The organism is Actinoplanes sp. M2I2, from assembly GCF_023544445.1.
Taxonomy (GTDB): domain Bacteria; phylum Actinomycetota; class Actinomycetes; order Mycobacteriales; family Micromonosporaceae; genus Actinoplanes.
The window spans coordinates 538,254-564,450 of the sequence record NZ_JALPVJ010000004.1; the positions used below are offsets into that span (position 1 = coordinate 538,254).

Here is a 26,197-nt window from a genome sequence, read left to right on the forward strand (position 1 = left end):
TGGTGCGGATTCGACCGGCTGACCGGCGGAAGCGGGCGAAATCGGGGCCGCCACCGATTCGGGGCGACGATGACGCCCGATGTAATGGCGTGGCTGATTCGCCTGTCGGGGCTCCGGAATGAGGCTCTTGATAGTGGCGAACATGGCGCGCCCCCTTGGCGGCTCGTCGAAGCAGAAAGCTCCGTGTCTATCGGGAGCAACGAGCCGCTTTCCGTGCCGATACGTCGGGGGCGCATGGGAGTCGGCAAATAGCCGAACGGCCATCCTGCTGTTTACCCGATCGTAGGGGTTTGATGTCCGAAACGTCCGATCATGGCCCCCGCCGGGGCGGCAGGTCACGAAACAACTCGCGGCTTGTCCGTTCCTACCGATCAGTAATACAGTGGCTGTTACTGACGGGTAACTCCAGACCGGCGGCGTTCGGAGAGCGGGGCCAAGCACCATGACTCACTACAAGAGCAACCTTCGGGACCTCCAGTTCAACCTGTTCGAGGTGTTCGGGGCCGACCAGGCGTTCGGTCAGGCGCCGTACGACGAGATCGACGCGGAGACCGCCCAGGACGTGCTGACCGAGGTCAACCGCCTCGCCACCGAGGACCTGGCCGCGAGCTACATCGACGCCGACCGCAATCCGCCGGTCTTCGACCCGGCCACGCACACCGCGCCGCTGCCGGAGTCGTTCAAGAAGTCGTTCGAGCAGTGGATGGCGTCCGAGTTCTGGCGTCTCGACCTGCCCGGCTCGCTCGGCGGCACGCTCGCGCCGCGCGCCTTCTGGTGGGCCCTGGCCGAGAACGTGCTCGGCGCCAACGCCCCGGTCTGGATGTACTCGTCCGGTCCGTCCTTCGCGTCCGTCGTCGACGCCGAGGGCACCGAGGAGCAGAAGAAGTGGGCCAAGCTCTTCGTCGACAAGCTGTGGGGCTCCACGATGGTGCTGACCGAGCCGGACGCCGGTTCCGACGTCGGCGCCGGCCGCACCCGGGCGATCCAGCAGGCCGACGGCTCGTGGCACATCGAGGGCGTCAAGCGCTTCATCACCTCGGGTGAGCACGACCTGAGTGACAACATCATCCACTACGTGCTGGCCCGTCCGGTCGGCGTCGAGGGTGTGGGCGGCCCGGGCACCAAGGGCCTGTCGCTGTTCATCGTGCCCAAGTACCACTTCGACGCCGAGACCGGTGAGCTGGGCGAGCGCAACGGCGTCTACGCGACCAACGTCGAGCACAAGATGGGTCTCAAGGTCTCCAACACGTGCGAGCTGACCTTCGGTGAGCACGGCACCCCGGCCAAGGGCTGGCTGCTCGGCGAGAAGCACCAGGGCATCCGCCAGATGTTCATGATCATCGAGTACGCCCGGATGATGGTCGGCACCAAGGCGATCGCGACGCTGTCGACGGGTTACCTGAACGCGCTGGAGTACGCCAAGAACCGCGTCCAGGGCGCCGACCTGGTGCAGAACGACAACAAGGCCGCCCCGCGGGTCACGATCGCCCATCACCCCGACGTCCGCCGGTCGCTGATGCTGCAGAAGTCGTACTCGGAGGCTCTGCGCGCCCTGGTCATCTACACCGCCACCTGGCAGGACAAGGTCGCGATCGCCCAGGCGGCCGGCGACCTGGAGGCCGCCAAGGCCGCGAGCAAGGTCAACGACCTGCTGCTCCCGCTGGTCAAGGGGGTCGGTTCCGAGCGGGCGTACGAGTTGCTCGGGCACGAGGCGCTGCAGACCTTCGGCGGTTCGGGCTTCCTGCAGGACTATCCGCTCGAGCAGTACGTCCGGGACGCCAAGATCGACACCCTGTACGAGGGCACGACCGCGATCCAGAGTCTCGACCTGGTCTTCCGCAAGATCGTGAAGGACCAGGGCGTCGCGCTGGCCGCGCTGGCCTCCGACATGCAGGCCTTCGTCGAGAGCGAGGCCGGCAACGGGCAGCTCAAGCTCGAGCGGCTCGCGCTGGGCAAGGCGCTGGGCGAGATGCAGCAGATCCTCGGCGCGACGATGGGCTGGCTCGGCGCGGTGCAGGGTGGCGAGGCCCGCGAGCTGTACAAGGTCGGTCTGAACTCGCGGCGCATCCTGCTCGCCCTGGGCGACGTGGTGCTCGCGTGGCTGCTGCTGCGGCAGGCCGAGGTCGCTCTCAAGGCCCTGGGCGGCGACGTCTCGGCGAGCGACAAGAACTTCTACGAGGGCAAGGTGGCGGCCGCGCGGTTCTTCGTCCGCGAGGTGCTGCCGCGGGTCGGTTCCGACCGGCGCATCATCGAGAATGCCAGTCTGGACATCATGGACATCTCCGAGGACGTCTTCTAGACCTTTCGCAGTTCCCCCCACTGGAAAAGGCCGGCTCACGCCGGCCTTTCTCCATTTCCGGGGTCAGCCGCGGGCGGTGTGCCGTTCGATCAGGCGCATCGAGCGGGGCTCGAAAGTGGACCATGATCCCTCGGCCCGGTGCACCGCCAGCCCGGTTGTCTTGAGCGTGACCGCCTCACCGTCGTACTGGTCGTCGGGAAGGAGCATCAGCGACACCTCCGAGACCGTGGGGTTGTGCCCGACGACGAGCACCGTGCGGACCGTGTCGGGCACCTTGCGCACCAGGTCGAAGACCTCGGTCACGCCGCCGTGGTAAAGCCCCTGGTCGTAGCGCACCTCCGGCGTTCCGCCGCCGGGCTGCGCCTGGGCCAGCGCGATCGACACGCCCTGCCAGGTCTGCCGCGTGCGGGCCGCCGGCGAGCACAGCACCAGGCCCGGGTGGAGCCGCTCGTCGGCCAGCCAGGCCCCGGCCGCATCCGCGTCGGTCTCCCCGGTCGTGGTCAGCTTCCGGTCGAGATCGGCGAGGCCATCGGGTCGTTCGGCCTTGGCGTGGCGCAGCAGAACAAGCGTCCTCAGGGTCATGCGTCCAGCTTGCCTGATTGAGTTTTCCGACGCCTGGGTAAACCCGGTTCGAGACGCATTGACCACGGTAAGAATTGAAGGAGGCCCGCGATGGGCATCGGCGGAAGCATCTTCCTGCTGGCGTTGGGCGCGATCCTGGCGTTCGCCGTCAACGCTGACATCAGCGGGATCGACATCAACATCATCGGCTGGATCCTGATGGCCGCCGGCCTGATCGGGCTGATCATCACGCTGTGGTTCTGGAACAGCCGTCGTCGTACGGTCGTGACGCGCCAGAGCGCCACGCCGGTGGCCGGTGGCACGGCATACCCCAACCAGCAGGTGAGCAGCGAATACCGCGAGACCCGGCGCGACGACGCCCCGCCGCCCCCGCCCCCGGGTTACTGAGCACCAGACTCGCGACGCCGACGGCCGCTATCCCCCTGGCGGCTGCCGGCGTCGCGCTGTCTCAGCTCAAGCTTTGAACGGCCTCAGGCTCGCGTGGCCTCAGGCTCGCGTGGCCTCAGCTCAGCCCTGAACGGCCGCGAGCTCGGCTTTGATCGACGATGCCAGCGGCGTCACCGGACGGCCGATCAGCGCCTGCAGGTCGTCGACCGGAACGAACAACGCCCCGTGCGACGCGGCCCGGTCGGAGTCGGCGTAGACGGCCGCGGCCGCCTCGGGCAGGCCCACCCCGACGAGCATCTCGCGGTACTTCTCCTCACCCAGATCGGTGTAGGTGACCGGCTTGCCGGACTGCCGGCTGATCTCGGCGGCCAGGTCGCTCATGGTGACGGCTTCCCCGCCCAGCTCGTAGACATTGCCTTCATGGCCGTCGCCGGCGAGCACCGCCGCGGCCGCCTCGGCATAGTCGGCTCGCGGGGACATGCTGATCCGGCCGTCGCCGGCCGCGCCGAACATCCCGTGGGCGAGAGCCTGCTCGACGCTGTAGTTCTCGACGTACCAGGCGTTGCGCAGAATGACGTGGGGCAGCCCGGACTCCTTGATCATCTGCTCGGTCGCGAGGTGCTCGCCGGCCAGCTTCATGTCGGTCGTGTCGGCCTTCGGCGCGCTGGTGTAGACGAGCAGGCCCGCGTTCGCGCTCTTGGCGGCGTCGACGACGTTGCGATGCTGGGGGATGCGCTGACCGACCTCGCTGCCCGAGATGAACAGCACCTTGTCGGCGCCCTCGAATGCGGCCCGCAGCGCCTCGGGATCCTCGTACGCGGCCTGCTTGGCCCGGACACCCAGGTCGGCGATCTTGTCGATCTGCCGGCCGACGCCGACGATCTCGCTCGCCGGTACGCCGCGGGTCAGAAGCGACTGGATGGTGAGCCGGCCGAGGTGCCCGGTGGCGCCGGTGACGACGATGGTCATGCTGTCCTCCTACGTGCTTGCGTTGACAAACACCTGTCAACGCCGCAGCTCAACGGTCACTTCCCGGCAGATAGAAGGCACCTTGAAGTGCAGTACTCACCCGAGAGATAGTAGGGAGGTGGAAGCCAGTGTGTACGCGAAAGACTGTCCCAGCCGGCAGATCCTCGACCGGATCGGTGACACCTGGAGCGTCCTCGTCGTCATGATGCTCGCCGACGGCCCGCAGCGGTACACGGCGCTGTCGCGGCGCATCGAGGGAGTCAGCCCCAAGATGCTGACGCAGACGCTGCGCGGCCTGGAGCGGGACGGGCTCATCGGACGGACGGTGCACGCCCAGGTCCCGCCCCGGGTCGACTACGCGCTGACCGAGCTCGGGCGCAGCCTGCTCGACCTGGTCGGCGCGCTCGAGAAGTGGGCGGTGCTGCACATCGACGACGTGCAGGCGGCCCGGACGGCCTACGACAACCCGGGCGTACGGGTGGCTGCGCAGGCATAGTCGGGCACGCCTCGTCCGGCGCCATTCGCTGTGCGGGTCGCCCCTCGAGCCTCTTGCCCTTCAGGCGTCGTGACCGCTGGCGTCGTCCCTGCTCAGCGGTGGTGGCTACTCAGGCGTACAGGGCGAAGTAGATCGCGATGTGGTGGCAGAGCGCGGCGACCAGCGTGCACGCGTGGAAGAACTCGTGGTGGCCGAAGACCTCGGGCCACGGGTTCGGCCGGCGCAGCGCGTAGAAGACCGCTCCGACGCTGTAGATGACGCCGCCCACGGCGAGCAGCACCAGGCAGGTGACGCCCCCGACCCGCAGCACGTCGGGCAGGATGGCCACCGCGCCCCAGCCCAGCGCCAGGTAGAGCGGCGCGCCCGCCCAGCGGGGCAGATGCGGCCAGATCGTCTTGAGCGCCACGCCGCCGAGCGCGCCACCCCAAATCAGGCTGAGCATCAGCGTCGCCTTGCCCGGCGACAGCAGCTCGATGCAGAACGGGGTGTAGGTGCCGGCGATGAAGATGAAGATCATCGAATGGTCGAGCCGGCGCATGATCTGGTAGCCGCGTTCGGTCCAGGAGCACCGGTGGTACAGGGCGCTGATGCCGAACAGACCGCACACGGTGACGCTGTAGACCAGCGTGGCCAGGAACGGCTCGATGCCGGGCCGGGTGAGGGCGACCGAGCACAACACGATGCCGCAGACCACTGCGACGAAGAACGCGTACTGATGCAACCGGCCGCGCAGCCTCGGCTTACCGAGGTCGGCGGGCCTCATCTGGAAGGGAGCCGAGGTCGTCACGATTCTTAGGTTACGATATCGTAAGTTACTCGTCAGTAGTGAGTTGCGGCACCTCGCCGGCTCGTCCGGTCCTTGCACTTACCCGTCGTGCCGGGGAAAGGCAGGATGACGCCATGAGGGTGAGACGCGCCGGCGCCGGGGCGCTGCTGCTGGAATGTGCCGACGGCCACGAGGTCGAGGCCTGGCGTCGCGAGGTGTCGAGGCGCCGCGCGGCCGGTGAGCTGCGGGTGACCGACATCGTTCCCGGCGCTGCCACGCTGCTGCTGGACGGCGTGGAGGCCGGCCTCGCGGAGGCGGTGGCGAGCTGGCCCGAGCCCGCATCGACTGTCGTCCCGCCTACCCAAGGGCCCGTGGTGGAGATCGCCACCGTGTTCGACGGGGAGGACCTCGCGGACGTCGCCGGACGTTGGGCCGTGTCGGTGCCCGCCGCGGTCGCCCGGCTCACCGAGACGGAATTCACCGTGGCCTTCTGCGGATTCGCGCCCGGTTTCGCCTACCTGCGGGGTCTTGGCGAAAAGTTCGCGGTGCCCCGGCTCGGCACCCCGCGTCCCCGCGTGCCGGCCGGCGCGGTCGGCCTGGCCGGCGAGTACTGCGGGATCTATCCCACGGCCTCGCCGGGCGGCTGGCGGCTGGTCGGCCGCACGAGCGAGACCCTCTTCGACGTACGGAACGAGCCCCCGGCGCTGCTCGGCCCGGGCACCCGCATGCGCCTGGTGGCGGCGTGATCACCGTCGTGCGGGCCGGCTCGCTGACCACCGTCCAGGATCAAGGACGTCCCGGGTACGCCCATCTCGGCGTGCCCCGGTCCGGCGCCCTCGACCTTCGGGCCCTGCACCACGCGAACGCTCTCGTCGGGAACCCGCCGGACGCGGCCGGACTGGAGACCACGCTGCTGGGCTGCGCGCTGCGTTTCACCGAGCCGGCCCTGGTCGCGGTGACAGGCGCGCACGCCGTCGTCAAGCTCGACAAGGTCCCGGTGCCGGCCGGCGTGCACGAGGTGGGTGCGGGTTCCGTGCTCGACGTGGGCCGGGCCAGCCGGGGCGTACGGTCCTATGTGGCAGTGGCCGGCGGCGTCGACGTCGAGCCGGTGCTCGGCAGCCGCTCCACCGACACGCTCTCCGGCCTCGGCCCGCCGAAACTGATCGACGGCATGATCCTGCCCGTCGGGTCTGCCGGCCCGGCTCTCCCCGGCCGCTTCCCGCCGTACGTCCCGGATCGCCTCGCCGCACCCGCGTCCTCGTCCTCCGCCTCCGCGTCCTCCTCCTCGGACGGCGTCTCTGCTCGCCCGGTCGACGGAGAGATCTCGGACGAGGTGGTGCTCGGGGTGTGGCTCGGGCCGCGGGACGACTGGTTCGCGGACGGCGAGTTGTTCGAGGCCGCCTACCAGGTCAGCCCGATGAGCAACCGGGTCGGATGCCGGCTGACCGGCGCACCCCTGACGCGGGCCCGGCACGGCGAACTGCCGTCCGAAGGGGTGGTGCTCGGAGCCGTCCAGGTGCCGGCCGACGGGCAGCCGCTGATCTTCCTGGCCGACCACCCGACCACGGGTGGTTACCCGGTCATCGGAGTGGTCGACGATGTGACCGCGCTCGCGCAGGCGCGGCCGGGGAGTACGGTGCGGTTCCGTGAGCTCCGTTGATCTGAACGCCGACCTCGGCGAAGGCTTCGGCCGCTGGCCCCTGGGCGACGACGACGCCCTGTTGAACATCGTGACCTCGGCCAACGTGGCCTGCGGATTCCATGCCGGCGATCCGTCCACGATGTACCGCATCTGCGGCGCGGCGGTGGAACGGTCCGTCGCGATCGGGGCGCAGGTCGGCTATCGCGATCTGGCCGGATTCGGCCGGCGGCGCATCGACTACGAACCGGACGAGCTGCGCGACGACATCCTGTACCAGATCGGGGCGTTGGAAGCGTTCTGCCGGGTTGCCGGTGGGCGGGTCGCCTATGTGAAGCCGCACGGCGCGCTCTACAACACCGCCGCTGTCGACGAAGGTCAGGCCGGAGCGGTGGTGGCTGCGGTCGGCGCGTACGACCGGGCGCTGCCGGTGCTCTGCCAGCCCGGATCAACGCTGGCGCGGCTCGCCGCCGAGGCGGGGATCACGGTGGTCGGCGAGGGATTCGCCGACCGGGCCTACCGCGCCGACGGCACGCTGATGCCGCGGTCACTGCCGGGGGCGGTGGTGCACGACGCGGGCGAGGTGGTGGCCCGCGCGGTGCGGATGGCGGTGGAGCAGGTGGTCGAAACCGCGGACGGCGAGCTCGTCCCGGCGCCGGTGGCGTCGATCTGCCTGCACGGTGACACGCCGGGTGCGGTCGATCTGGCCTCAAGGGTTCGCGCGGGGCTGACCGGGGCGGGGTTGTCCGTGAAGCCGTTCAACGCGCCGACTTGAAGGCTTGTTTGAGAAGGGGAGCCGGACGGCGGCTGGATTTCACCTCTGATGATCTGTCGGGCGCGCTCTAGTCCAGGAATCTCTGGCCCGCGCACAGCACGAACATCGCCGTGAGTACGACGAGCAGCAGGATGATCGACCATCCCAGGGCACGTCCGCGGTGCGGATCGTCCGGATCTACCGACATCGGTCAATGATCGCACAGCGGCCACCTTCGCCCGGCCTCCCGGCTCCCGAACGTCGGGCACGATGGCACGCGCGTGCCTGTGGACGATCCGGCCGGGCCGCGTGGAGCCCGCCGAGGTGCCGCGGGCCCGGCTCGGTGGCCGGGCCCGGTGGCGGTCAGGCCTCGTCGTCCAGGCCGCGGAGGATCAGCGGCAGGCGGGTCGGGCCGTCCGGGGTGACCACGATCGGCACGCCCCAGTCCTGGCGGGTCAGGTGGCAGGCGGCGAACTCGACGTCGACGTCGCACGTCGCGGCCTGGGCGACGACCTGGAGCACGCCCTCGGACACGGCCGGGTTGATCTCCAGCACTCGGCACAGGTCGGTGGTCGTGCCGGTGCCGTCGAGCAGCAGCTCGGGCGGGGAGGCCGACACCTCGAGGCGGGTGGACGGGCCGAACTGGTTGTCCAGCTTCTGGCCCGGCGCGGGGGTGAAGACGACCTCCAGCGTGAGCCGGCCGGGAGCCACGGGGGACGCCGGGCGTTCGGTGCGGTGGCGCTCGCCGGTGACCGTGCGGACCGCGCCGGGCGCGAGCCGGGTCAGGCGGTGCGCTCCCGACTCGACCACGAGGACGTCGCCGGCCCTGGTCACCAGCACGTCGCTCGGCTCGGCCAGGCCGGAGTCGACTGTGGAGACGTCGTCGGCCTGCGGGTCGAAGCGCCGGATCGCGCCGTTGTAGGTGTCGGCGATCAGCACCGAGCCGTCGGGCAGCGCCGCCACACCGAGCGGATGCTGGAAGAGCGCCTCCTTGGCCGGGCCGTCCACGTGGCCGAAGTCGAACAGGCCCTGGCCGACCGCGGTGTGCAGCACGCCCTGCTCGATGTAGCGGAGCGCCGAGGTCTCGCTGTCGGCGATCCACAGCCGGTCGCCGCCGACGGAGAGGCCGGAGGGCTGGGCCATCCACACGTCGGGGATCGGGCCGTCGCGCAGGGACTCGACCGTCGTGCCGGCGTAGACGCCGACCGTGCGCTTGATCGGGTCGAACCACCAGAGCTGGTGGATGCCGGCCATCGCGATGATCACGCGGTTGTCGTACCAGGCCAGGTCCCAGGGGGAGGACAGGTCGGTGGCCAGGGCGTCGTGGGGATGCTCGTCGACGGCCGACCGCCACGGGCGACCCGAGCCGGCCACCAGGGTGATCTCGCCGTCGGCCAGGCGCAGACCGCGGAGCTGGTGGTTGACCGTGTCAGCGACCACCACGTCGTAACCGGCCACGGCAGCGACCTCGGCGGGCAGCAGGAGCAGGCCCTGCGGCTCGCTGAAGGGGCCGCCGCGCTCGCCGGTGCCGAACCGGCGTACGAGGGTCTCGCCGTCGGCCTCGACCTCGACGATCGAGTGCCGGGCCGTGTCGCTGACCAGCAGGTGGCCGTCGGGCAGCTCGACCGCCTTGCCCGGGAAGCGGAAGACGGTGTCGGCGGCGGGCGGAGGCACGTATGGGCCGTCGCCGCGATGCAGCGTGCCGTCCGCGGCATGCTTGGCGATCAACTCGTCGACCAGCCGGGACAGGCCCTCGGCGTGCCCCTCGCCGGCCATCGAGGCGACCAGATAGCCGGTCGGGTCGATCACCGCGAGAGTGGGCCAGGCCTTCGCCGCGTACTGCTGCCAGAGATACATGTCGGCGTCGTCGACGACCGGGTGGTGCACGCCGTAACGCTCGACGGCGGCGGTCAGCGCCTGGTGGTCGCGTTCGTGCTGGAACTTCGGCGAGTGGACGCCGATCAGCACGACGGCGTCGCCATACTTCTCCTCCAGCGGCCGCAACTCGTCCAGCACGTGCAGGCAGTTGATGCAGCCGTAGGTCCAGAAGTCCAGGATGACGATCTTGCCGCGCAGGTCGGCCAGGGTCAGATCCTTGCCGCCGGTGTTCAACCAGCCACGGCCCCGCAGTTCGGGCGCCCGCACACGTGCAGTCATCGCACCATCGTGCCGCACCGGGTGTTCCGGTACGGCACGAAGGTGGTCAGGATGACAGCGTCACGAAGACAGCGTCAGGCGTTCGGCTTGAGGCAGAGAACCTGGTTCTTGCCGTCCGAGGTCTTGTTGACCACGTAGGGCTGCTGCGGGTCGGCGCACTCCGCCTTGTCCGCCACAATGGACACCACCTGGAACGCCGTGGCATCCGAGCACTCGGACTTGACGGCGGCCTCGCCCTCGCGCTTCACGCATTCGCCCTGGATCACCGACAGCGACTCGTCGTTGCCGCCGCCGGCCACCAGATACACGATGCCGAAGACGATGCCGAGCAGCAGCAGGGCGCCGATCACGACCGAGATCAGGATCGGCAGCACGCGGACGTGCGGCGTCTCCGCCTTGGCCGGGGTGGGCTTCGCCTCGGGCTTGAAGCTGTCGAACCGCCCCTGGTCGGCTTCGACGCCCGGCCAGCTGGTCGTCTCCTCCGGGGTCGGCGGCGTCACGGTGGCCCGGCTCGTCGAGCCCGGGAAAGAGTCGGGGTCGAAGCCGTTCGGCGACTGCGGGCCGAATCCGTCCCGTGGTTGCGGGCCGAAGCCGTCTTGCGCCGGCGGACCGAATCCGTCCCGAGGCTGCGGGCCGAAGCCGTCCTGCGCCGGCGGGCCGAAGCCGTTGGACCGGGGCTGGGTGGCGGGGTCGAAGCCGTTGAGACCGGCCGGCATCGGCGGCAGGGCCGGCGCCGGAACGTAGGGCTGATGGTCGCGGCCCGCGATGTCGGTGGTCGGCTCGCTGTACGGCTCGCCGCCGGGCCGGGCCCCGGGCGTGCCGGGACGGTCGGCGTAGGGCGAACCGGGCGGCGCGGGCTCGGGCGCCGCACCCGGGAGGGCCGGCGCCGAGGGCATGCCGGTCGGCGGCTGGCCGGGACCGCCCGCCGGAGTCACGCGTGCGCTCGCCGAGGCGCGGGCACTGGCGCGGGCCGGCGACTGCGGCGCGACGCCGGGCTCGCTGCCGGGTCCGTTCGGGTCGTTCGAGGAGCCTGGGTACGCCGGTGAGCCGAAGCCGCCCGGAGCCGGCGCGGCACGGTCGTCGCCGGGCCGGCGGCCGAACGGTGAGCCGGCCGCGAACGCGCTGCCCTGGTCGGCGTCGTGGGACGGCTCGGCCTGGTCGTCGTCGGCGTCGTCGGCGGGCGCCGGACGGCCGTACACGCGGGCCTGGGGAGCCGCGGCCGACGGCGGGATCTCGGACGCCTCGACCGGCGGCGTGGCCCGGCCGGGCGTGGGAACCGAGGCGCTCGCCGCAACCGGGCGGGCCGAGCCGACGGCCGGCGGGTTCTCGGCGGGGTCACGCGGCGCCGGCACGGAGCCACGCGGTTCGGCCGAGCCGAGCGCGCCGAGCGCGGCGCCGGGCACCCGCTGCGGGTAGCCGCTCGGCCTGTCCTCGTCCTGCTCATCGGGGCGGCCGAACGCGTCGTCGCCGGACTGCTCGGGCCGCTGCCCGAACACGTTGTCGTCCCGCTCGGACTGCCGCCCGAACACGTTGTCGTCCTGCTCAGGCCGTCCGAACACGTTGTCCGACTGATCGGACTGCCGTCCGAACGGGTCGCCGCCCTGGTCGGAGCGCTGGCCAAAGACGTTCTCACCCTGGTCGGAGCGCTGCCCGAAGACGTTCTCACCCTGGTCGGAGCGCTGGCCGAAGACGTTCTCACCCTGCGCGGGTCGCGGCCCGAAGGGATTGTCGCCCTGCGTAGGTCGCGGCCCGAAGGGGTGGCTTTGCTCGGGCCGCTGCCCGAAGGGGCCGGCACCCTGCTCGGGCCGCTGCCCGAACGGGTTGTCGCCCTGCTCGGGTTGCCGCCCGAAGGGGTCGTCCTGCTCGGGCCGCCGGCCGAAGGGGTCGTCCTGCTCGGGCCGCCGGCCGAACACATCGTCACCGGACTGGTCGTCGCCGTTCTGAGCAGAGGAGCCTTCACCGCTCGCGGCGAAGCGATCGTCGCCGCCCTGAGCAAAGGAGGAGGCCCCGAACGCGGCCCCGGGCTCGCGCCGCACACCGAAGGGAGAGGACGGCTGCTCCGCGTCGGCGCCCGGCCGGGGGCCGAACGGTGAACGCGCGTCGTCGTCCTGTCGATCACCGTCGTACGGCGAGACCGGCCGGGCCGAACCGTAGGTCGGCGCGGCGGCACGGGAGTCGCCCTGGTCGTCCCCGAACGGCGACGCCGCGCCGAAGGCACCGGAGTCGCTCTCGGGCCGGTCGAAGGATCCGGCCGGGCGGGCCGAACCGAACGCGGGACCGCCGCTCCCGGGCGCGGCCGGCGCGGAATCGCCGGGCTGACCGTAGGGAGCGGCCGTGCGGGCAATGCCGTAGGTGGGGCCGCCGCCGGAGTCGCTGTCGGCCTGGCCGAACGCAGCCTCGCCGTCGTCGTCGTCGGGCCGGCCGTAGGGGTCGCTCGGGCGGGCGGTGCCGAAGGTGGGACCGCCGCTGCCCGGGGTGGTCGCACCGGACTCCTGCTCGGGCCGGCCGAACGGCGACTCCGAACCGTAAGCCTGGGCTTCGCTGTCGGGCCCGTAGCCGGATCCCGCCGGACCGAACGTTCCCGGCCGGGCGGAACCGACAGCGGGCAGGCCGCTCCCCGGAGTCGCCGTGCCGGAGTCACCCTCGGGCTGGCCGTAGGGCGTGGCCGGGCGCGCGGTGCCGTAGGTGGGAGCCCCGCTGCGCGGGGTCGCCGTGCCGGAGTCGTCGTCGGGGCGGCCGGACGCCGCTGCGCGGGCCGAGCCGAAGGCTGGGGCGTCGTGGCCGGCTGGGGGCCGGGCCGAGCCGAAGGCGCCGGGCTGATCGGCGGGCGGCGCGGGACGGGCGGAGCCGAAAGCACCGGAGTCGTCGGACTGACCGAACGGCGGCGCGGGACGGGCGGAGCCGAAAGCACCGGAGTCGTCGGACTGACCGAACGGCGGTGTGGGGCGGGCGGAGCCGTACGCGCCCGAACCGTCACCGGACGGCCGGGCACTGCCCGAGACGGGGCCGGCCGATGCGGAGCCGCGGCCGAACGGGTCGGGGAAACCGCCACGATCGGCATCGGCATCGCGGGCCGGCTCGCTCGGCTGGTCGGCCGGCGCGTCGGAGGCCGGTGAGGTGCGGCCGAACGGGTCGGCGAAGGGCTCGGAACCGCCGTACGGGTGCGGTGCGGCCTCGGGGGGCGGGCTGAAGGCGCTGAAACCGTTGGCCGGGGGCACCTGGGCCGAGCCGGCCGGCTGACCCGGGTAGCCCGCGGGCGGCCCGAAGGACGGCTGCTGAGTGCGGACCGGGAGCTCGTCCGGTGGCGCCGCGGCGGCGCGCGACGGCAGGGGCTCACCCTCGCCGGCGGGCGTGCCGCGCAGCGGGAAGCCGTCGGAGTCGCCCGCGCGGCGGATGGGGAAGGCCGAGCCGCTGCCCCCGCCGCCGCGCAGCGGGAAGCCGCCGCTGTCGCCGGGGCGGCCGGGGGGCGAGGTGTCGGGGAGATCGGTCAGGGTGGCGCCCGGAACGCGTACGCGCTGGGCCCCGAAGGCAGAGACACCCGGCGCGCGGTCGGCCGCATCGGCCTGCTCGTGCTGGGCCGGCTCACGCTGAGCGGGCTCGGACCTGCGATCGAAGCCGTCGGAGGACGCGCCCGAGGGGGCGAAGTTGTCGGATGCCGCGCTCGGGCCGGTGGTGTTGTCGTCGGACGACCCGCGGGAGGCCGCGGCGAAGCCGTCGAAGCCGACCACCCCGTCGCCCGGGATCGAGTTGGCGTTGCGCTGGGGCAGCGGGGCGCCGGGCCGCTGGATGAAGCTCTGCTCGAGCGACGGCCGGGCCGGGGGCGGGCCCCACACGGACTGCGGCTGCTCGGCCGGGGTCTCCGCGGGCGGGGCGCCGAACACGGACGGGCCGAACGGCGAACCCGAGGAGCCCTCGGGCGAGACCGAGCCGTACGGCGAGGCGGCGCCCCGCTGCGGCAGCGCGCCGTTCTCGCCGGCCGGGGAGCCTGTGGAAGCCGGGGCCTGGCCCGGGTGACGCTGGGGGAGCGCGCCGCCGTCCTCGGGCGCGGGCACGCGAGCCTCGTCGGGCGACGGGACGCGGGCCGAGCCGTAGGACGTGCCGGTCGCCGGTCGCGGACCGTCGGGACCCTGGCCGAAAGTGGGCACGGCCGGCACCACGAACGGTGAGCCACCGTTCGGTGTGGCTTGCGGCGGCGGGCCGTACGAGCTGGGGAAACCGTCGGCGGGCGCCGGGGCGGAAGCCCGGCCCGAGACCCGCTGTCCGTCGGAGTCCGGCGGGAAACCGTCCGGCGTCGGGCCGCCCGACGTGGCCTCGGCCGGCTGTGAACCGGCGTAGTGCCCCTCGGACGTCATGAGCGCCTCCTCGTTTCATGCGGCCGTGCCAGCTCTGCACGGACGCCGGCCACCACCGGCGTCGTGCCCAGCTCTGAGGCCAGGCCGTGCGGAGGCTCCAACCGCCGGTCGGAGGCCCCGGTCTCGCGCCGACCGGCCGAGCCGGCTCGATGACCGTGCCCCACCGTACCGGGCGATGGCGGCCGGAGGAATCCCGGCGTACGCCCCGGAGGGGAACCTCGAACGGATCTTCGAGAATGTCGCGAAAATGCGAACGGCCCGTCCGGAGGGGGATCCGGACGGGCCGTGGCGCCGTTGAGGTCAGAAGCTCCGGCGCTGGGCGAAGATGGCGATCTCGTCGCGCATCGACTGGGTGGGCGCGGTCATCCAGGCCCGGTCGATGGCGCGGTTCTGACGGTTGATCAACCGGCGCTGACGAACGCGGTCGGCGATGCTCATGACCTTTTCACTTCCCTCGGGCCGGGGTGGCCGGCCCATCGTGGTGCACGTCCCGTTGTTATTTGATTGTGCTCCACAACGGGACGGCATGCCAACGATTTAGGGGGTGACGCCGCGCACGTGCCTAACGATCGTAGGTGAAGAAATTCGGTTGCTTAAGAAACATCCGCTGTGCCTAGGTCCACGAGAGCAGCGCGCCCTCCGGATCGGTGAGGAAGTCGCCGACGTCCCGGAGGAACTTGGAGCCCAGTTCGCCGTCGATGATCCGGTGGTCGAAGGAGAGCCCGAGCGTCGTGACCTGGCGCACCTTGATCTTGTCTTTGTGCACCCAGGGCATCGGCCGGATCGCGCCGAAGGCCAGGATGGCCGACTCGCCCGGCGGCAGGATCGGCGTGCCGGTGTCGATCCCGAACACGCCGACGTTGGTGATCGAGAGCGTGCCCCCGCTCATGTCCGACGGCGGGGTCTTCCCGGACTTGGCCACCTGCACCAGCGTGTTGAGCGCCTCAGCCAGTTCCCGCAGGCTGAGACGTCCGGCGTCCTTGATGTTGGGCACGATGAGGCCGCGCTCGGTGGCCGCCGCGATGCCGAGATTCACGTAGTCCTTGACGACGATCTCGTTGGTGCCGGCCGACCAGGTCGAATTGACCATCGGATGACGCCGGACCGCGAGCAGCACAGCCTTGGCCACCAGCAGCAACGGCGAGATCCGGACCTCACGGAACTCCCGGCGGCCCTTGAGCTTCTCGAGCGCCTTCATGGTGCGGGTCACGTCGACCGTGAGGAACTCGGTGACGTGCGGGGCGGTGAAGGCCGACGCGACCATGTTCTCGGCCGTGAGCTTGCGCACGCCTTTCACCGGGAGGCGCTGCTCGCGGCTCGCGTCGAAGACCGCCGCGGCCGGGGCGGTGGTCACGGCCGGAGCCGCGACGGGCGCCGACGTCGTGGTCATTGCCGCCTGGTGTACGTCGTCCCGGGTCACCGAACCGAGCGGACCGCTGCCGGTGACCGTGGTGAGGTCGACGCCCAGATCGCGGGCCAGCTTGCGCACCGGGGGCTTGGCGAGCACCCGGGCGCCGACCGGCGCGACCGGAGCCGGCGGGGGTGGAGGAGGCGGAGCCACCGGGGCGGGCGGCGCCACGGGGGCCGGCGCGGTGGTGGCGCTGCCGGCCGGCGTACCGATGCGGGGTCGCCTCTTGGCCGTTGTGGTCTTGGGCCCGTAGCCGACGAGCACGGCCGTGCGGCCGCCCGGCGCGGGACCGCCAATCATGCCCGGCTCGACGGAACCCTCCTCGGGCGCGATCTCGACCGCCGCCAGCGATTCGGCCGACGGCGTGGGCCCGGGCAGGTCCGACGGCAGCGGCCCGGCCGAGGGATCGGTGTCGATGGCCACGATGGGCGCGCCGACCTCGACCGTCGTACCGGCCTCGACGTAGATCTTCGAGATGACGCCGGCCCACTTCGCCGGGATCTCGACGGCGGCCTTGGCCGTCTCGACCTCGACGATCGGCTGGTTGAGCTCGATCGTGTCGCCGACCTTGACCAGCCAGGACAGGATCTCGCCCTCGGTGAGACCCTCACCGAGGTCGGGCAGGGTGAACTCCTTGACGCGCGACATCGGGCTCACCAGCCGAACGAACGGTCGACAGCGTCCAGGACCCGGTCGAGATCCGGGAGGTACTCCTCCTCGACCCGGGCGGCCGGGTACGGGATGTCGTAGCCGGTGACCCGCAGAACGGGCGCCTCGAGCGAGTAGAAGCAGTGCTCGCTGATGCGGGCGGCCAGCTCGGCGCCGAGGCCGATGTTGCCCGGGGCCTCGTGGACCACGATGGCCCGGCCGGTCCGGCGGACCGAGGCGTAGATCGTCTCGTAGTCGACCGGCGAGATCGTGCGCAGGTCGATGACCTCGAGCTGGCGACCGTCCTCGGCGGCGGCCGAGGCCGCGTCGAGGGCCGTGCGGACCATCGGGCCGTACGCCAGCACGGTCGCGTCGGTGCCCTCGCGGACCACCCGGGCGCTGTGCAGCGGGTAGGCGCCGGACAGGTCGGCCCCGAGCTCGACCTCGCCCTTCTCCCAGTAACGCCGCTTGGGCTCGAAGAACACGATCGGATCGTCCGAGGCGATCGCCTGCTGGATCATCGTGTAGGCGTCCGAGGGGTTCGAGCAGGTCACGACCTTGAGGCCGGGCGTGTGCGCGAAGTAGGCCTCGGGCGACTCCGAGTGGTGCTCGACCGCGCCGATGCCACCGCCGAAGGGGATGCGGATGACGATCGGCAGGCGCACGTTGCCCTTGGAGCGGTAGAACATCTTGGCGACCTGGGCGACGATCTGGTTGTAGGCCGGGAAGACGAACCCGTCGAACTGGATCTCGCACACCGGCCGGTAGCCGCGGATGGCCAGGCCGACCGCGGTGCCGATGATGCCGGCCTCGGCCAGCGGGGTGTCGATGACCCGGTCCTCGCCGAAGTCCTTCTGCAGGCCGTCGGTGATGCGGAAGACGCCGCCGAGCTTGCCGACGTCCTCGCCCATGACGACGACCTTGGAGTTGCCCTCCAGGGAGCGGCGCAGGCCATGGTTGAGGGCCTTACCCAGGGTGATTGTCTCCACCATCAGTGGTCGCTCCCCTCGAACGAGGCGTGGTACTCGGCGAACCGGGCGCGCTGCGCGTCCACCTCGGGCGAGCCGTGCGGGTAGACGTTCTCGAACATGCTGACCGGCTGGGGGTCGGGCATCTGCAGGACCTTCTCGCGGAGCTCGAGAGCGAGGTTCTTGGCCGACTCGTCGACCTCGCCGAAGAAGTCGTCGCCCGCGATCTGCTGCTTGGCCAGGAACGCCTTGAACCGGGAGATCGGGTCCTTGGCCTTCCACGACTCGACCTCGCTGGCGATGCGGTAGCGGGTCGGGTCGTCCGAGCTGGTGTGGGCGCCCATCCGGTACGTGTAAGCCTCGATGAGCGTCGGGCCCTGCCCGTTGCGTGCGTTGTCCAGCGCCGCCCGGGTCACCGCGTAGCTGGCCAGCACGTCGTTGCCGTCGATGCGGACGCCCGGGAACCCGAAGCCGGCCGCGCGGCGGTAGAGCGGGATGCGGGTCTGCCGTTCGAGCGGCTCGGAGATGGCGTACTGGTTGTTCTGGCAGAAGAAGACGATCGGGGCGTTGAAGACACCGGACCAGACGAACGCCTCGTTGACCTCGCCCTGGCTGGTGGCGCCGTCGCCGAAGTAGGCGATCACGGCCTCGCCGTCGGGCGTGCCGGTCTTGCCGTCCATGGTCACGCCCATCGCGTAGCCGGTCGCGTGCAGCGTCTGCGAGCCGATCACGATGGTGTAGCCGTTGAAGCGGTGCTCGTTGGCGTCCCAGCCACCCTGGTCGACGCCGCGGAACAGGCCGAACGGCATGATCGGGTCGATGCCGCGGGTGTAGAGGACACCGTGCTCGCGATAGGTCGGGAAGGCCATGTCCTGCTTGCGCAGGGCCCGGCCGGAGCCGACCTGGGCCGCCTCCTGGCCGAGCAGGCTGGCCCAGATGCCCAGCTCGCCCTGGCGCTGCAGCGCGGTCGCCTCGGCGTCGAGGCGGCGGACGGTCACCAGGTCGCGGTAGAGGCCGCGGTATTCGTCGTCGGTGAAGTCGACGGAATAGGTCGTGCCGTCGGCGGTGGTGACGCTGTCGATCCGCTCACCGTCGGGGGTCAGCAGTTGGACGAAGCCGCCCGCCGGAGCACCGCTGGTGCCCTGGTCCTCCGCGCCGTCCGAAGGAGCAGGCGTCGGTGGTGGCACAGCTCCGACCTCGCTCACGCCGTTTGCCATCCGTGTCTCCCTGTTCATCTCTGCGCCCGCGACGGGTGTTGCCCGTCCGCGCGGCGGACCGGTGGTCGCCGCGCCTGGCCCGGGTGAGGTTGCCGCGCGGCGTTTCGGCGCGGGCCTGGACCCCGCCGGGGAGTGACGGTCCCCACCTCGTGCCCCGCTGGGTCGGCGGAAGCGACGGCGGCGGTGCCGTCGCCCCCATCCTGACAGAGAACGTGAGCCTCATTACAGGTCAGGTCGATCACAGTCGGGAAATTCCTCGGTCATATCGGTGCCCATTTTTGTCCAAATAAGCGGCTTTCGTGCACTCACGGTCGTACGAACGGGCCCGGTACGCCGCTGCCGATATGCCCATGCGTCGTTCATCCCGATGACCGTGACGGATCGGTGTTGATCATTGCGACCGCCCGCACCCGTCCATGCCCGACGCAGAGGGGGAGTCCGCAGGTGCCGGACGATCACGACGACGACCTCGTGCCGCCGATGAAGGTGATGCGCAAGCGGCTGAACGGCGTCTATCGGGCCGACACGGGATTCAGCGGACCGACCCGTCGCTATGTGCTGATCGTGGCGATGCTGGTCGGGCTGGCCTCGCTGCCGACGCTGGCCGCGATCACCGCCGGTTCCCGGGAGCTGTCGGGCGGGCGTACGGACACGATGGACATCCCGTTCCTGCCGCCGGCCTCGTCGGGGCCGGTGCGGCAGTCACCGCCCTCGGTGGCGTCGTCCGCCGAGGTGCCGTCCGCCGAGGTGCCGTCAGGCGAGGTGCCGTCCGCCGGGGCGCCGGACGATGACGCCGGATCGGCTCGTAGCGGATCGCAGAGCGCGAATGCGGCAATCCGGGCCGGACAACTATTGGGGCAGGCGGGAAAGCGAGAGCCGGCTACCCCGAAAAAGGCTGGCGATAAGTCCGATGCGCGAAGCTTGACTGGTACGCGAGACCGAGTGCCGTCCGGTGACGGGGCGCGGGACCGGATCTCCGGTCGTGGCCCGGGTAGGAACGCCGGTGGCGGCCGGGATCGCGACGACAGCCGGCGTGATCGGCCTGCCCGATGGACCACCGATCCCGGGAGAGGGACGGATTCCGACCGGCCCGCGAGGGTCGCGAAGCCCAGCCGGCCCACCCGGCCGGTCCGGCCGGTCCGGCCGGCAAACCCGGTCAAGCCTGGCGTGCCGAGTCTGCCGGCGGTGCCGGGTGACTCCGCCGACGATGATCCGCCCCCGCCGTCGCAGTGGCAGCGCCGAGCTCGTCCGGCGGCGCCCGACGAGCCGGGCCACGGCGACTCCGATCACGGCGACTCCGACCATGGCGACTCCGATCACGGCGACTCGGGCGAAAGTGATTCGGGCGAAAGTGATTCGGGTGACGGCGACTCGGGCGATGGCGACTCCGGCCACGGTGACTCGGGCAGGAGTGATTCGGGTGACGGCGACTCGAGCCACGGCCACCCGGGTGGAAGTGATTCGGGAGACGGCGATTCGGGTCACGGCGACTCGGACCGCGGTGACTCCGGCCACGGCGACTCGGGCCGCGGTGACTCGGGCCGTGGTGACTCGGGCCGTGGTGACTCGGGCCGTGGTGACTCGGGCCGTGGTGACTCGGGCCGTGGCGGCTCGGGCCGTGGCGGCTCGGGTGACGGGTCTTCCGACGACTCCGGGCGCGCGCCCGCGTGGGCCGATCGGCCGGCCTGCCACGAGCGGCGCCGATGCGGCGACCAGCAGGCACAGCACCGTCCCGACCGGCGCGAGCGCCGGTGCGAGGGAAGCAAGCACGGCGACAAGAAGCACCGTTCCGTAACCCGTCACCGGTCGCGTGACCGGTCCGAACACAGCCGGAGGTCAGCTGTGGCCGAACGTCCGCACAACATCCGACCGACCGCCATCCTCGAGCGCAGTTACGCCAACGGCGGCAACCACGGCAACCGGGCGACTCCCGAGACGCGCTCGGAGGAGAACCAGAACCGCTCCTACCGGGGCAATCACCGGGCGGGCAGCCAGCACCACGCCGACGAGCAGACGGCGGAGGAGCAGCGCAACTCCCGGGTGGGCCGGCACCACGCCGACCACAGCGAGGACCTCAGCGACCGCTGGTGAGCCGCCGGCGAGTAGCTGGTGATCAGTTGCCGTCGAGCCGGTGCCGGTTGGCCTCGAGCCAGGCGTCGATGGCGTCGGTGTCGTTGGGGTCGACGCCCTCGGAGATCAGCTGGGCCACCGCCGCCGTCGCCGGGCTGCGTTTCTCGCCGGTGGCGTAGAGCCGGGCGAACTCGGGGATCATCTCCTCGACCACGAGGTCGGTCTGCTCGGCGGCCGCCTCGGGCAGGTCGCGGCGGCGCAGCGCGTAGGCCGACCAGGCCCGGGTCACCCGGGGCAGCATGGCCGCGTCGTCCATGTCGAGGACCGCGCGGCGGTGCACCCAGTCGAGCAGGAACAACCCCGCGACCGCCGGGCTCCACCGCAGCGGATCGGGGTCGGGCAGGCTCGCCGCGTGGTCGATGATCAGGCTCAGGCAGAAGTGCAGCGAGGCCAGCTCGTCGTCGGCCTGCACCCGGTCGAGGGCGAACCGGGCCGCCTCGGGCGAGGCCAGGAAGTCGCGCACCAGGTCGGTGCTGCTCACGGCGGGCGGCTCACTCAGCACCGGCGTGATCGCCGCGGGCAGCAGGGCCAGTCGCGCGCCGGCCAGCGCCCGGTCTGTGGCCAGGGAACCCTCGGACGGCAGATCGGTCAGGCTGTCGGTGATCTCGAGGTGCCGTTCGATCTCGCCCCGCAGCCGGCCCGGATCTTCCTCGCGGAACCAGGTCAGGCCGTCGGTGGCGCACATCTGGCGGACCTGCTCGAGGATCCGCTCGGCCGACGAGCCGACGAAGATGTCCTTGGCGATGCCGATGTTGTGGTCGACGAGCGCGACGACCGCGTGCTCGGGGCCACCCTCCTCGACGTCGTCGTAGGCGTACGTGACCAGATAGGACGTCTGGTCACCGTAGACGTCCCCGTACGCGTAGCAGCCGGTCGGGCGCGCCCGGCCGAGCTGAGCTGTCCACGACGGCGCCTGCGCGCCCCGCCGCACCTGAGCGGCGCCCTCGGCGTCGGGCACGAGCGCCGCGAAGACCTCGCGGATCGTCGTCGCCGAGGCCGTGCGCCGGCGGGTGGTCGCGGCCAGGAAGTCGCCGACGAAGGCACGCACGGCGGCGGCGCGGTCGTCGTGGGCCACGGCGTAGACGCTGCCCAGCAGAGCGGTGCCGAGCATCTCGGCGTCCAGCGCGCAGCCGAGCTTCGCCACGTCGCGGGCCGCGTGCAGGACCGCCTCGTACGGAGTCTGGGGTGCGGGCATGTCGCGAGCCTACCCGGCACGGTGCTCGCCGGTACTACTACGAACGCACGGTGGTCAAAGCTTCACGCGCCTGTGCGTACGCATTCAGCACTTCGCGGACCGGAGCGACCACGTATTCCCGTCCGACCTCGGTCACCGAGGCCCGCAGGCGCTGTTCGGCTCGTCGGCGGGTACGCCGGGCTCCCCACTCCACCAGGGGCCGCGTGATCAGCCACAGGACGATGCCGAGCAGCAGACCGCCCAGCAGCAGAACAGTGGGCAGCGGGACGACGCCCACCTCCGGATAGTCCAACTCGGGCAGTCCGAGCAGGCGTACGCCGTAGCCGGCGATCAGCCAGCCCAGCCCGAAGACGGCGGCGGCCAGGAAGAGCCAGTGCAGCGCGCCGACGGCCCGCCACCAGAGCGGCGCCTTGCCGACGCCGAGGTCGGTGGTGCCCACCGCGCGATCGAGCGCGTCGGGCAGATCGGCCGTCCGGGAGCGGGCGGCGTTGGCCAGCGCGGGCTTCCAGGCCTCGGGCAGCGGCGCCGCGGCTCGGCTCGAAACCGCGCGGACGGCCAGGCCCACCGCCGACTTCTGGGCCGCGTCGGCCTCGGGCAGCGAGGTGCGCGGCACGATCTCCTGGGAGACGCCGTCGGTCTCGGCCGGATTGTTGTCGAGGTGCAGGCGGCGCAGCGGGTCGGGACGCAACCGGCGCAGCCCGCGGGTCAGCGGCCACCCGGTCGCGGCCGCGGCCCGATGCCGGTAGGCCCCGGCGGTCGCGTCGGCGACCGCGCTGACCCCGGCCGACGCGGCCAGCGCGTCGGTCAGCTGACGGACGGTGGCCCGGTCGACCTCGTCCTCGGCCGCGGGCGGCCCGATCATGGTGGTGAGGGGCTCGCCGATGGCGTCGAGGTCGCCGGCGACGCGCCGCAGGGCGGCCTGCCGCTCGGCCACCGTGGTCTCGAGCGACGCCCGCAGGTCGTTGAGCATGCCGGGCTGCTTGGCCGAGGTGGCCAGCACCGGGGCCTCACCCAGTCCGTCCTCGGTGAGCAGCCGCTTCAGGTCCTCGAGCACCAGCTCGGTGTCCTGGGTGGAGAGCCGGTCGGCCTGGTTGAGCACCACGATCGTGACCGCGGCGTGCGAGCGGAACTGCGAGAGATAGGCCTGGTGCAGGATCCGGTCGCCGTACTTCTGCGGGTCGACCACCCAGACGATCAGGTCGACCAGGCCCAGCAGCCGGTCGACCTCGAGCCGGTGACCGCGCTCGACCGAGTCGAAGTCGGGCAGGTCGAGCAGCACCAGCCCGCGCAGCGAGGCCTCGTCGTCGCCGTCGAGCGCGCTCTCGCGCATGAACCGGTGCCGCGGCAGCACGCCGACCCAGTCGAGCAGCCGGTTGGCCGGCTCCAGCGGTCCCCAGACGCAGGCGTGGGCCACCCCGGTCGTCGGCCGGCGCACGCCGACCGGTGACAGCTTGAGCCGGGCCAGGGCGTTGAACAGGCTGGACTTGCCGCTGCCGGTGCTGCCGGCCAGCGCCACGACGGTGTGGTCGCGCGAGAGCGAGAGCCGGTTGCCGGCCCGCTCGACGAGCGTGTGGGCGGCCACCAGGTCACTGTCCGGCAGGTAGGGATCGACCAGACGCAGGAACCGGCTCAGCGCCTCGAGCCGCAGCACCAGCCGCTCGGCGTCCACCCGGTCGTCACCCGACATCGCCTCGCGCACCTTCTCGATCAGGCTCACGTCGCGCTGCCCGTCAACGCGAGTTCGGTACGGGCAGTCTCCACGTCGGCGGCGGCCTGCCGCAGCCGGGCTCCCGGTTGCTCGTCGAGGCCGACGGCGGCGAGCCGGTCGGTGAACCGCGCGGCCTCCTCGTCGAGCAGCTTGCCGACGCGCAGCAGCAGGTCCTCACGGGCCTGGGTGGCCAGGGTGCGGATCGCCTGGTCGCCGAAGATTGCCTCGAGCACCTTCTGGGCGGCGACCGCGCTGCCGGCCCCGGCGGCCACCTCGAGCCCGGTCGGGATGAACGCGGTCGACGTGAAGACGGCGATCATCACGGCCAGTCCGGCGCCGTTCACCGCGTACGCGGCCCCGCGCGCGACCACTCTCTTTCCCGCGCCCTCTTCCCGCACCAGGCCGAGCACCCACTGCTGCCAGTCGCGGACCAGGCGGTCGGCCCGCTGGGGCAGGTCGGCCGCCGGGCGCTGCAGCTCGGGCTCGAGCAGGGCGGCGCCGGCCGGGTGGGCCTGCCACCCCGCGTACGCCTGCTCGGCCGCGTCGGCGGCGATGGCGCGCAGCAGGGTGACGAGCTGTGACTCGAGCGCCACCTGCAGATTGCGCCCCGGCATCGGGCGGCCGGTGAGCGCCGAGACGAAGCGGTCGCGCAGCTGGCCGACCTTGCTCTCGAGCGTCTTGAGGAACTCGCCGGTGCCGACGAACTCCTGCCACCGGGCCAGCACCTCGCCGCGCAGCAGACGGCCGTCGCGCAGGCCGTCGGCCATCGTCTGGCGGCCGGTGCGGTAGGCCGCGGTGACCCGGTCGCCCAGCGCTTTGGCCGCCCGGGCCTGCTCGTCGGCGGCGTCGGCCAGACCGGTGACGGCCGGGCCGAGCGAGAGGAGCGCCCCGTCGAGCGTCTGCCGCACCACCGCGGCGCGGGCGGAGCTGTCGGCCGCGAGCCGCCCGAACCAGTCGTGCAGCGGCGCGATGACGTCCTCGCCGATCAGGCCCTGACCGTCCAGCCGGGTCTCGGGCAGGACGAAAAGCGGCGCGGCGCCCAGTTCGCGAACGTTCAGCATGTCCTGCAGGTGGGTGGCGATCTCGGCCGCGGCCTCGGCGGGCACCCGGTCGAGCACCAGCGCGATCACCGTGCCCCGCAGCCGGGCCGTGGTCAGCAGCTCCCACGGCACCGCGTCGGCGTACCGGGCCGCGGTCGTGACGAACAGCCACAGGTCGGCCGCGGCCAGCAGTTGCGCCGCGAGCTTGCGGTTGCGGTCGACCACCGAGTCGATGTCGGGAGCGTCGAGGAAGGCCAGGCCGGCGCCGAGCGCGGGGGCCGAGACGATCTGCAGGGCGGTGGCGTCGTTGCTGGGCTCGCGCGTACGGACCAGGCCGGGCAGCAACTGACCCTGCTGGAACCAGGGCAGATCGGCCGGGTTGCTCACCAGCACCGGTGAGCGGGTGGTCGGGCGCAGCACGCCGGCCATGCTGACGGGTGTGCGGACGAGGCTGTTGACCAGCGTGGACTTGCCCGCGCCGGTGGACCCGCCGACGACCACCAGCAGTGGGGCGTCGAGCCGGGCCAGGCGGGGCAGCAGGTAGTCGTCGAGCTGGGTGACCAGCGCCGTGCCGACCCGCTGAGCCTCCTCCGAGGACGGCATGACCAGGGGGTAGGCCGTGCTGCCGATCGTCTCGCGAAGCCGGCTGAGCGCCGCCGTCAGCCTCTCGATGCCGGACAGCGCCTCGGCCGGCGGCGTCTGCACCAGAGCGTCGGCCTCGCCGAGGTCGGCGGGACGCTTCTCCACGGCCGGTTCGGCTCCGGCGGGCTCGACGGCGGTGCTTTCGACCGCAGTCGGTTGGGCCGCAGTCGGTTGGGCTGCAGTGGTCTCGGCCACGGCGGGCTGGGCCTCGGCCACGGCGGGCTGAGCCTCGGCCACGGCGGGCTGAGCCTCGGCCACGGCGGGCTTGGCCTCGGCCACGGCGGGCTCGGGCGGGGCGGGGTCCACCGGCTCCGGGCTCGAGCCGGCCTGCTCCGGGGCGGGGCCGACCGGCTCCGCGGCCTCGGGGCCGGGTTTCGCATGTGACTGACGGGGCACGACGGATTCCGTACGATCGGAGGGGTCCGCCACGTCGGCGGTCATCGGGCTGGCCTGCTCTTCATTGCCCGTTGGACCACCTGGGGAAACCGCTGCTGGCTCTCGCGTGGCAGCGGGTACGGCGGACAGGGCCGACGGACCGACCGCGTCACCGTGCGTCGTCACGGGTAAAGAGTGCCTGATCTATGCATGCAGGACAACAGGTACCGGTATGCCGTGACCGGACAGGTATCTACCCAACTGCTGCGCCATCGGGATGCCACCGGAAAGCTGCCGGAAAGCCGCCGGAAATCTGTCCGGCCGCTGGGAGGATCCTGGCAGTTGCGCCAGGGAGACTCAACTTCGACTTGACGATGTGCATGCCCGTGGCATCATTGAGTCGGTTCCACTCAACCCTGGTTGAGCACGAAGTGAGCACCCCGAATTCTGAGCAACCCCGAAGCG

At 71.8% G+C, this 26,197-nt stretch carries 19 protein-coding genes; 7 read left to right on the forward strand and 12 right to left on the reverse strand.

Annotated features, from left to right (window positions below; genetic code table 11):
* Positions 1 to 442: 442 nt before the first annotated feature.
* A complete protein-coding gene (locus HJC40_RS10450; RefSeq protein WP_250000644.1) occupies positions 443 to 2,299 on the forward strand; it encodes an acyl-CoA dehydrogenase in 1,857 nt (618 codons plus the stop codon).
* Between the two features lie 63 nt (positions 2,300 to 2,362).
* On the opposite strand, the gene HJC40_RS10455 is transcribed toward HJC40_RS10450, so the two are convergent.
* On the reverse strand, positions 2,363 to 2,881 hold the full coding sequence (locus HJC40_RS10455; protein WP_250000645.1) for a histidine phosphatase family protein: 519 nt from the start codon (positions 2,879 to 2,881) through the stop codon (positions 2,363 to 2,365).
* A gap of 90 nt (positions 2,882 to 2,971) precedes the next feature.
* On the opposite strand from HJC40_RS10455, the gene HJC40_RS10460 reads away from it, so the two are divergent.
* Positions 2,972 to 3,268, forward strand: coding sequence for a DUF6458 family protein (locus tag HJC40_RS10460; protein WP_250000646.1), 297 nt, complete (start codon positions 2,972 to 2,974; stop codon positions 3,266 to 3,268).
* A 120-nt stretch (positions 3,269 to 3,388) separates the two neighbouring features.
* Here the strand turns inward: HJC40_RS10460 and HJC40_RS10465 are convergent, their stop codons facing one another.
* Complete coding sequence (locus HJC40_RS10465) at positions 3,389 to 4,237, reverse strand: SDR family oxidoreductase (protein WP_250000647.1); 849 nt, start codon at positions 4,235 to 4,237, stop codon at positions 3,389 to 3,391.
* Between the two features lie 118 nt (positions 4,238 to 4,355).
* Here HJC40_RS10465 and HJC40_RS10470 point away from each other — a divergent pair, with 118 nt between their 5' ends.
* Positions 4,356 to 4,733, forward strand: a complete 378-nt coding sequence (locus tag HJC40_RS10470; RefSeq protein WP_250000648.1) for a helix-turn-helix domain-containing protein — start codon at positions 4,356 to 4,358, stop codon at positions 4,731 to 4,733.
* A gap of 109 nt (positions 4,734 to 4,842) precedes the next feature.
* On the opposite strand, the gene HJC40_RS10475 is transcribed toward HJC40_RS10470, so the two are convergent.
* On the reverse strand, positions 4,843 to 5,520 hold the full coding sequence (locus tag HJC40_RS10475; RefSeq protein ID WP_250000649.1) for a hemolysin III family protein: 678 nt from the start codon (positions 5,518 to 5,520) through the stop codon (positions 4,843 to 4,845).
* Positions 5,521 to 5,633: 113 nt separating this feature from the next.
* On the opposite strand from HJC40_RS10475, the gene HJC40_RS10480 reads away from it, so the two are divergent.
* The 3 genes from HJC40_RS10480 to HJC40_RS10490 are packed head-to-tail and all read left to right on the forward strand — an operon-like array spanning position 5,634 to position 7,913.
* Entirely contained in the window at positions 5,634 to 6,245 is a 612-nt protein-coding gene (locus HJC40_RS10480; protein WP_250000650.1) for an allophanate hydrolase subunit 1, read from the forward strand.
* Complete coding sequence (locus HJC40_RS10485; protein ID WP_250000651.1) at positions 6,242 to 7,159, forward strand: biotin-dependent carboxyltransferase family protein; 918 nt, start codon at positions 6,242 to 6,244, stop codon at positions 7,157 to 7,159. Before HJC40_RS10480 ends, HJC40_RS10485 begins: the two co-directional genes overlap by 4 nt.
* Complete coding sequence (locus HJC40_RS10490; protein WP_250000652.1) at positions 7,146 to 7,913, forward strand: 5-oxoprolinase subunit PxpA; 768 nt, start codon at positions 7,146 to 7,148, stop codon at positions 7,911 to 7,913. Before HJC40_RS10485 ends, HJC40_RS10490 begins: the two co-directional genes overlap by 14 nt.
* 342 nt (positions 7,914 to 8,255) lie before the next feature.
* Here the strand turns inward: HJC40_RS10490 and HJC40_RS10495 are convergent, their stop codons facing one another.
* From HJC40_RS10495 to pdhA, 6 genes are all read right to left on the reverse strand, one after another.
* Entirely contained in the window at positions 8,256 to 10,049 is a 1,794-nt protein-coding gene (locus HJC40_RS10495) for an NHL domain-containing thioredoxin family protein (protein ID WP_250000653.1), read from the reverse strand.
* 74 nt (positions 10,050 to 10,123) lie between these two features.
* The gene (locus HJC40_RS10500; protein ID WP_250000654.1) at positions 10,124 to 14,401 is read right to left on the reverse strand and encodes a hypothetical protein; all 4,278 of its coding nucleotides are present in this window, start codon (positions 14,399 to 14,401) and stop codon (positions 10,124 to 10,126) included.
* Positions 14,402 to 14,701: 300 nt separating this feature from the next.
* Entirely contained in the window at positions 14,702 to 14,839 is a 138-nt protein-coding gene (locus HJC40_RS10505; RefSeq protein ID WP_250000655.1) for a hypothetical protein, read from the reverse strand.
* A 175-nt stretch (positions 14,840 to 15,014) separates the two neighbouring features.
* Positions 15,015 to 16,457: a dihydrolipoamide acetyltransferase family protein gene (locus tag HJC40_RS10510; RefSeq protein WP_250000656.1), complete on the reverse strand. Its 1,443-nt coding sequence runs from the start codon at positions 16,455 to 16,457 to the stop codon at positions 15,015 to 15,017.
* A 5-nt stretch (positions 16,458 to 16,462) separates the two neighbouring features.
* Positions 16,463 to 17,452 carry an alpha-ketoacid dehydrogenase subunit beta gene (locus HJC40_RS10515; protein ID WP_250000765.1) on the reverse strand — a complete coding sequence of 330 codons (990 nt, stop codon included), beginning with the start codon at positions 17,450 to 17,452 and terminating at the stop codon, positions 16,463 to 16,465.
* Entirely contained in the window at positions 17,449 to 18,642 is a 1,194-nt protein-coding gene (gene pdhA / locus HJC40_RS10520; protein ID WP_250000657.1) for a pyruvate dehydrogenase (acetyl-transferring) E1 component subunit alpha, read from the reverse strand. The genes HJC40_RS10515 and pdhA overlap by 4 nt, the downstream gene beginning before the upstream one ends.
* 387 nt (positions 18,643 to 19,029) lie before the next feature.
* Here pdhA and HJC40_RS10525 point away from each other — a divergent pair, with 387 nt between their 5' ends.
* Positions 19,030 to 20,733 (forward strand): hypothetical protein, encoded by a 1,704-nt coding sequence (locus HJC40_RS10525; protein WP_250000658.1) that lies wholly within the window; start codon positions 19,030 to 19,032, stop codon positions 20,731 to 20,733.
* 22 nt (positions 20,734 to 20,755) lie between these two features.
* On the opposite strand, the gene HJC40_RS10530 is transcribed toward HJC40_RS10525, so the two are convergent.
* From HJC40_RS10530 to HJC40_RS10540, 3 genes are read right to left on the reverse strand one after another with little or no spacing between them, the layout of a single operon-like run.
* A complete protein-coding gene (locus HJC40_RS10530) occupies positions 20,756 to 21,967 on the reverse strand; it encodes a hypothetical protein (protein WP_250000659.1) in 1,212 nt (403 codons plus the stop codon).
* 37 nt (positions 21,968 to 22,004) lie between these two features.
* A complete protein-coding gene (locus tag HJC40_RS10535) occupies positions 22,005 to 23,654 on the reverse strand; it encodes a GTPase (protein ID WP_250000766.1) in 1,650 nt (549 codons plus the stop codon).
* 26 nt (positions 23,655 to 23,680) lie between these two features.
* Complete coding sequence (locus HJC40_RS10540; RefSeq protein WP_250000660.1) at positions 23,681 to 25,753, reverse strand: ABC transporter; 2,073 nt, start codon at positions 25,751 to 25,753, stop codon at positions 23,681 to 23,683.
* Positions 25,754 to 26,197 lie beyond the last annotated feature (444 nt).

Bases quoted from the DNA above. Each gene is read 5' to 3' on its own strand.
- HJC40_RS10450 (WP_250000644.1), top strand. From the start codon at position 443: ATGACTCACTACAAGAGCAACCTTCGGGACCTCCAGTTCAACCTGTTC.
- HJC40_RS10455 (WP_250000645.1), bottom strand. From the start codon at position 2,881: ATGACCCTGAGGACGCTTGTTCTGCTGCGCCACGCCAAGGCCGAACGA.
- HJC40_RS10460 (WP_250000646.1), top strand. From the start codon at position 2,972: ATGGGCATCGGCGGAAGCATCTTCCTGCTGGCGTTGGGCGCGATCCTG.
- HJC40_RS10465 (WP_250000647.1), bottom strand. From the start codon at position 4,237: ATGACCATCGTCGTCACCGGCGCCACCGGGCACCTCGGCCGGCTCACC.
- HJC40_RS10480 (WP_250000650.1), top strand. From the start codon at position 5,634: ATGAGGGTGAGACGCGCCGGCGCCGGGGCGCTGCTGCTGGAATGTGCC.
- HJC40_RS10495 (WP_250000653.1), bottom strand. From the start codon at position 10,049: ATGACTGCACGTGTGCGGGCGCCCGAACTGCGGGGCCGTGGCTGGTTG.
- HJC40_RS10500 (WP_250000654.1), bottom strand. From the start codon at position 14,401: ATGACGTCCGAGGGGCACTACGCCGGTTCACAGCCGGCCGAGGCCACG.
- HJC40_RS10505 (WP_250000655.1), bottom strand. From the start codon at position 14,839: ATGAGCATCGCCGACCGCGTTCGTCAGCGCCGGTTGATCAACCGTCAG.
- HJC40_RS10510 (WP_250000656.1), bottom strand. From the start codon at position 16,457: ATGTCGCGCGTCAAGGAGTTCACCCTGCCCGACCTCGGTGAGGGTCTC.
- pdhA (WP_250000657.1), bottom strand. From the start codon at position 18,642: ATGGCAAACGGCGTGAGCGAGGTCGGAGCTGTGCCACCACCGACGCCT.
- HJC40_RS10530 (WP_250000659.1), bottom strand. From the start codon at position 21,967: ATGCCCGCACCCCAGACTCCGTACGAGGCGGTCCTGCACGCGGCCCGC.
- HJC40_RS10535 (WP_250000766.1), bottom strand. From the start codon at position 23,654: ATGTCGGGTGACGACCGGGTGGACGCCGAGCGGCTGGTGCTGCGGCTC.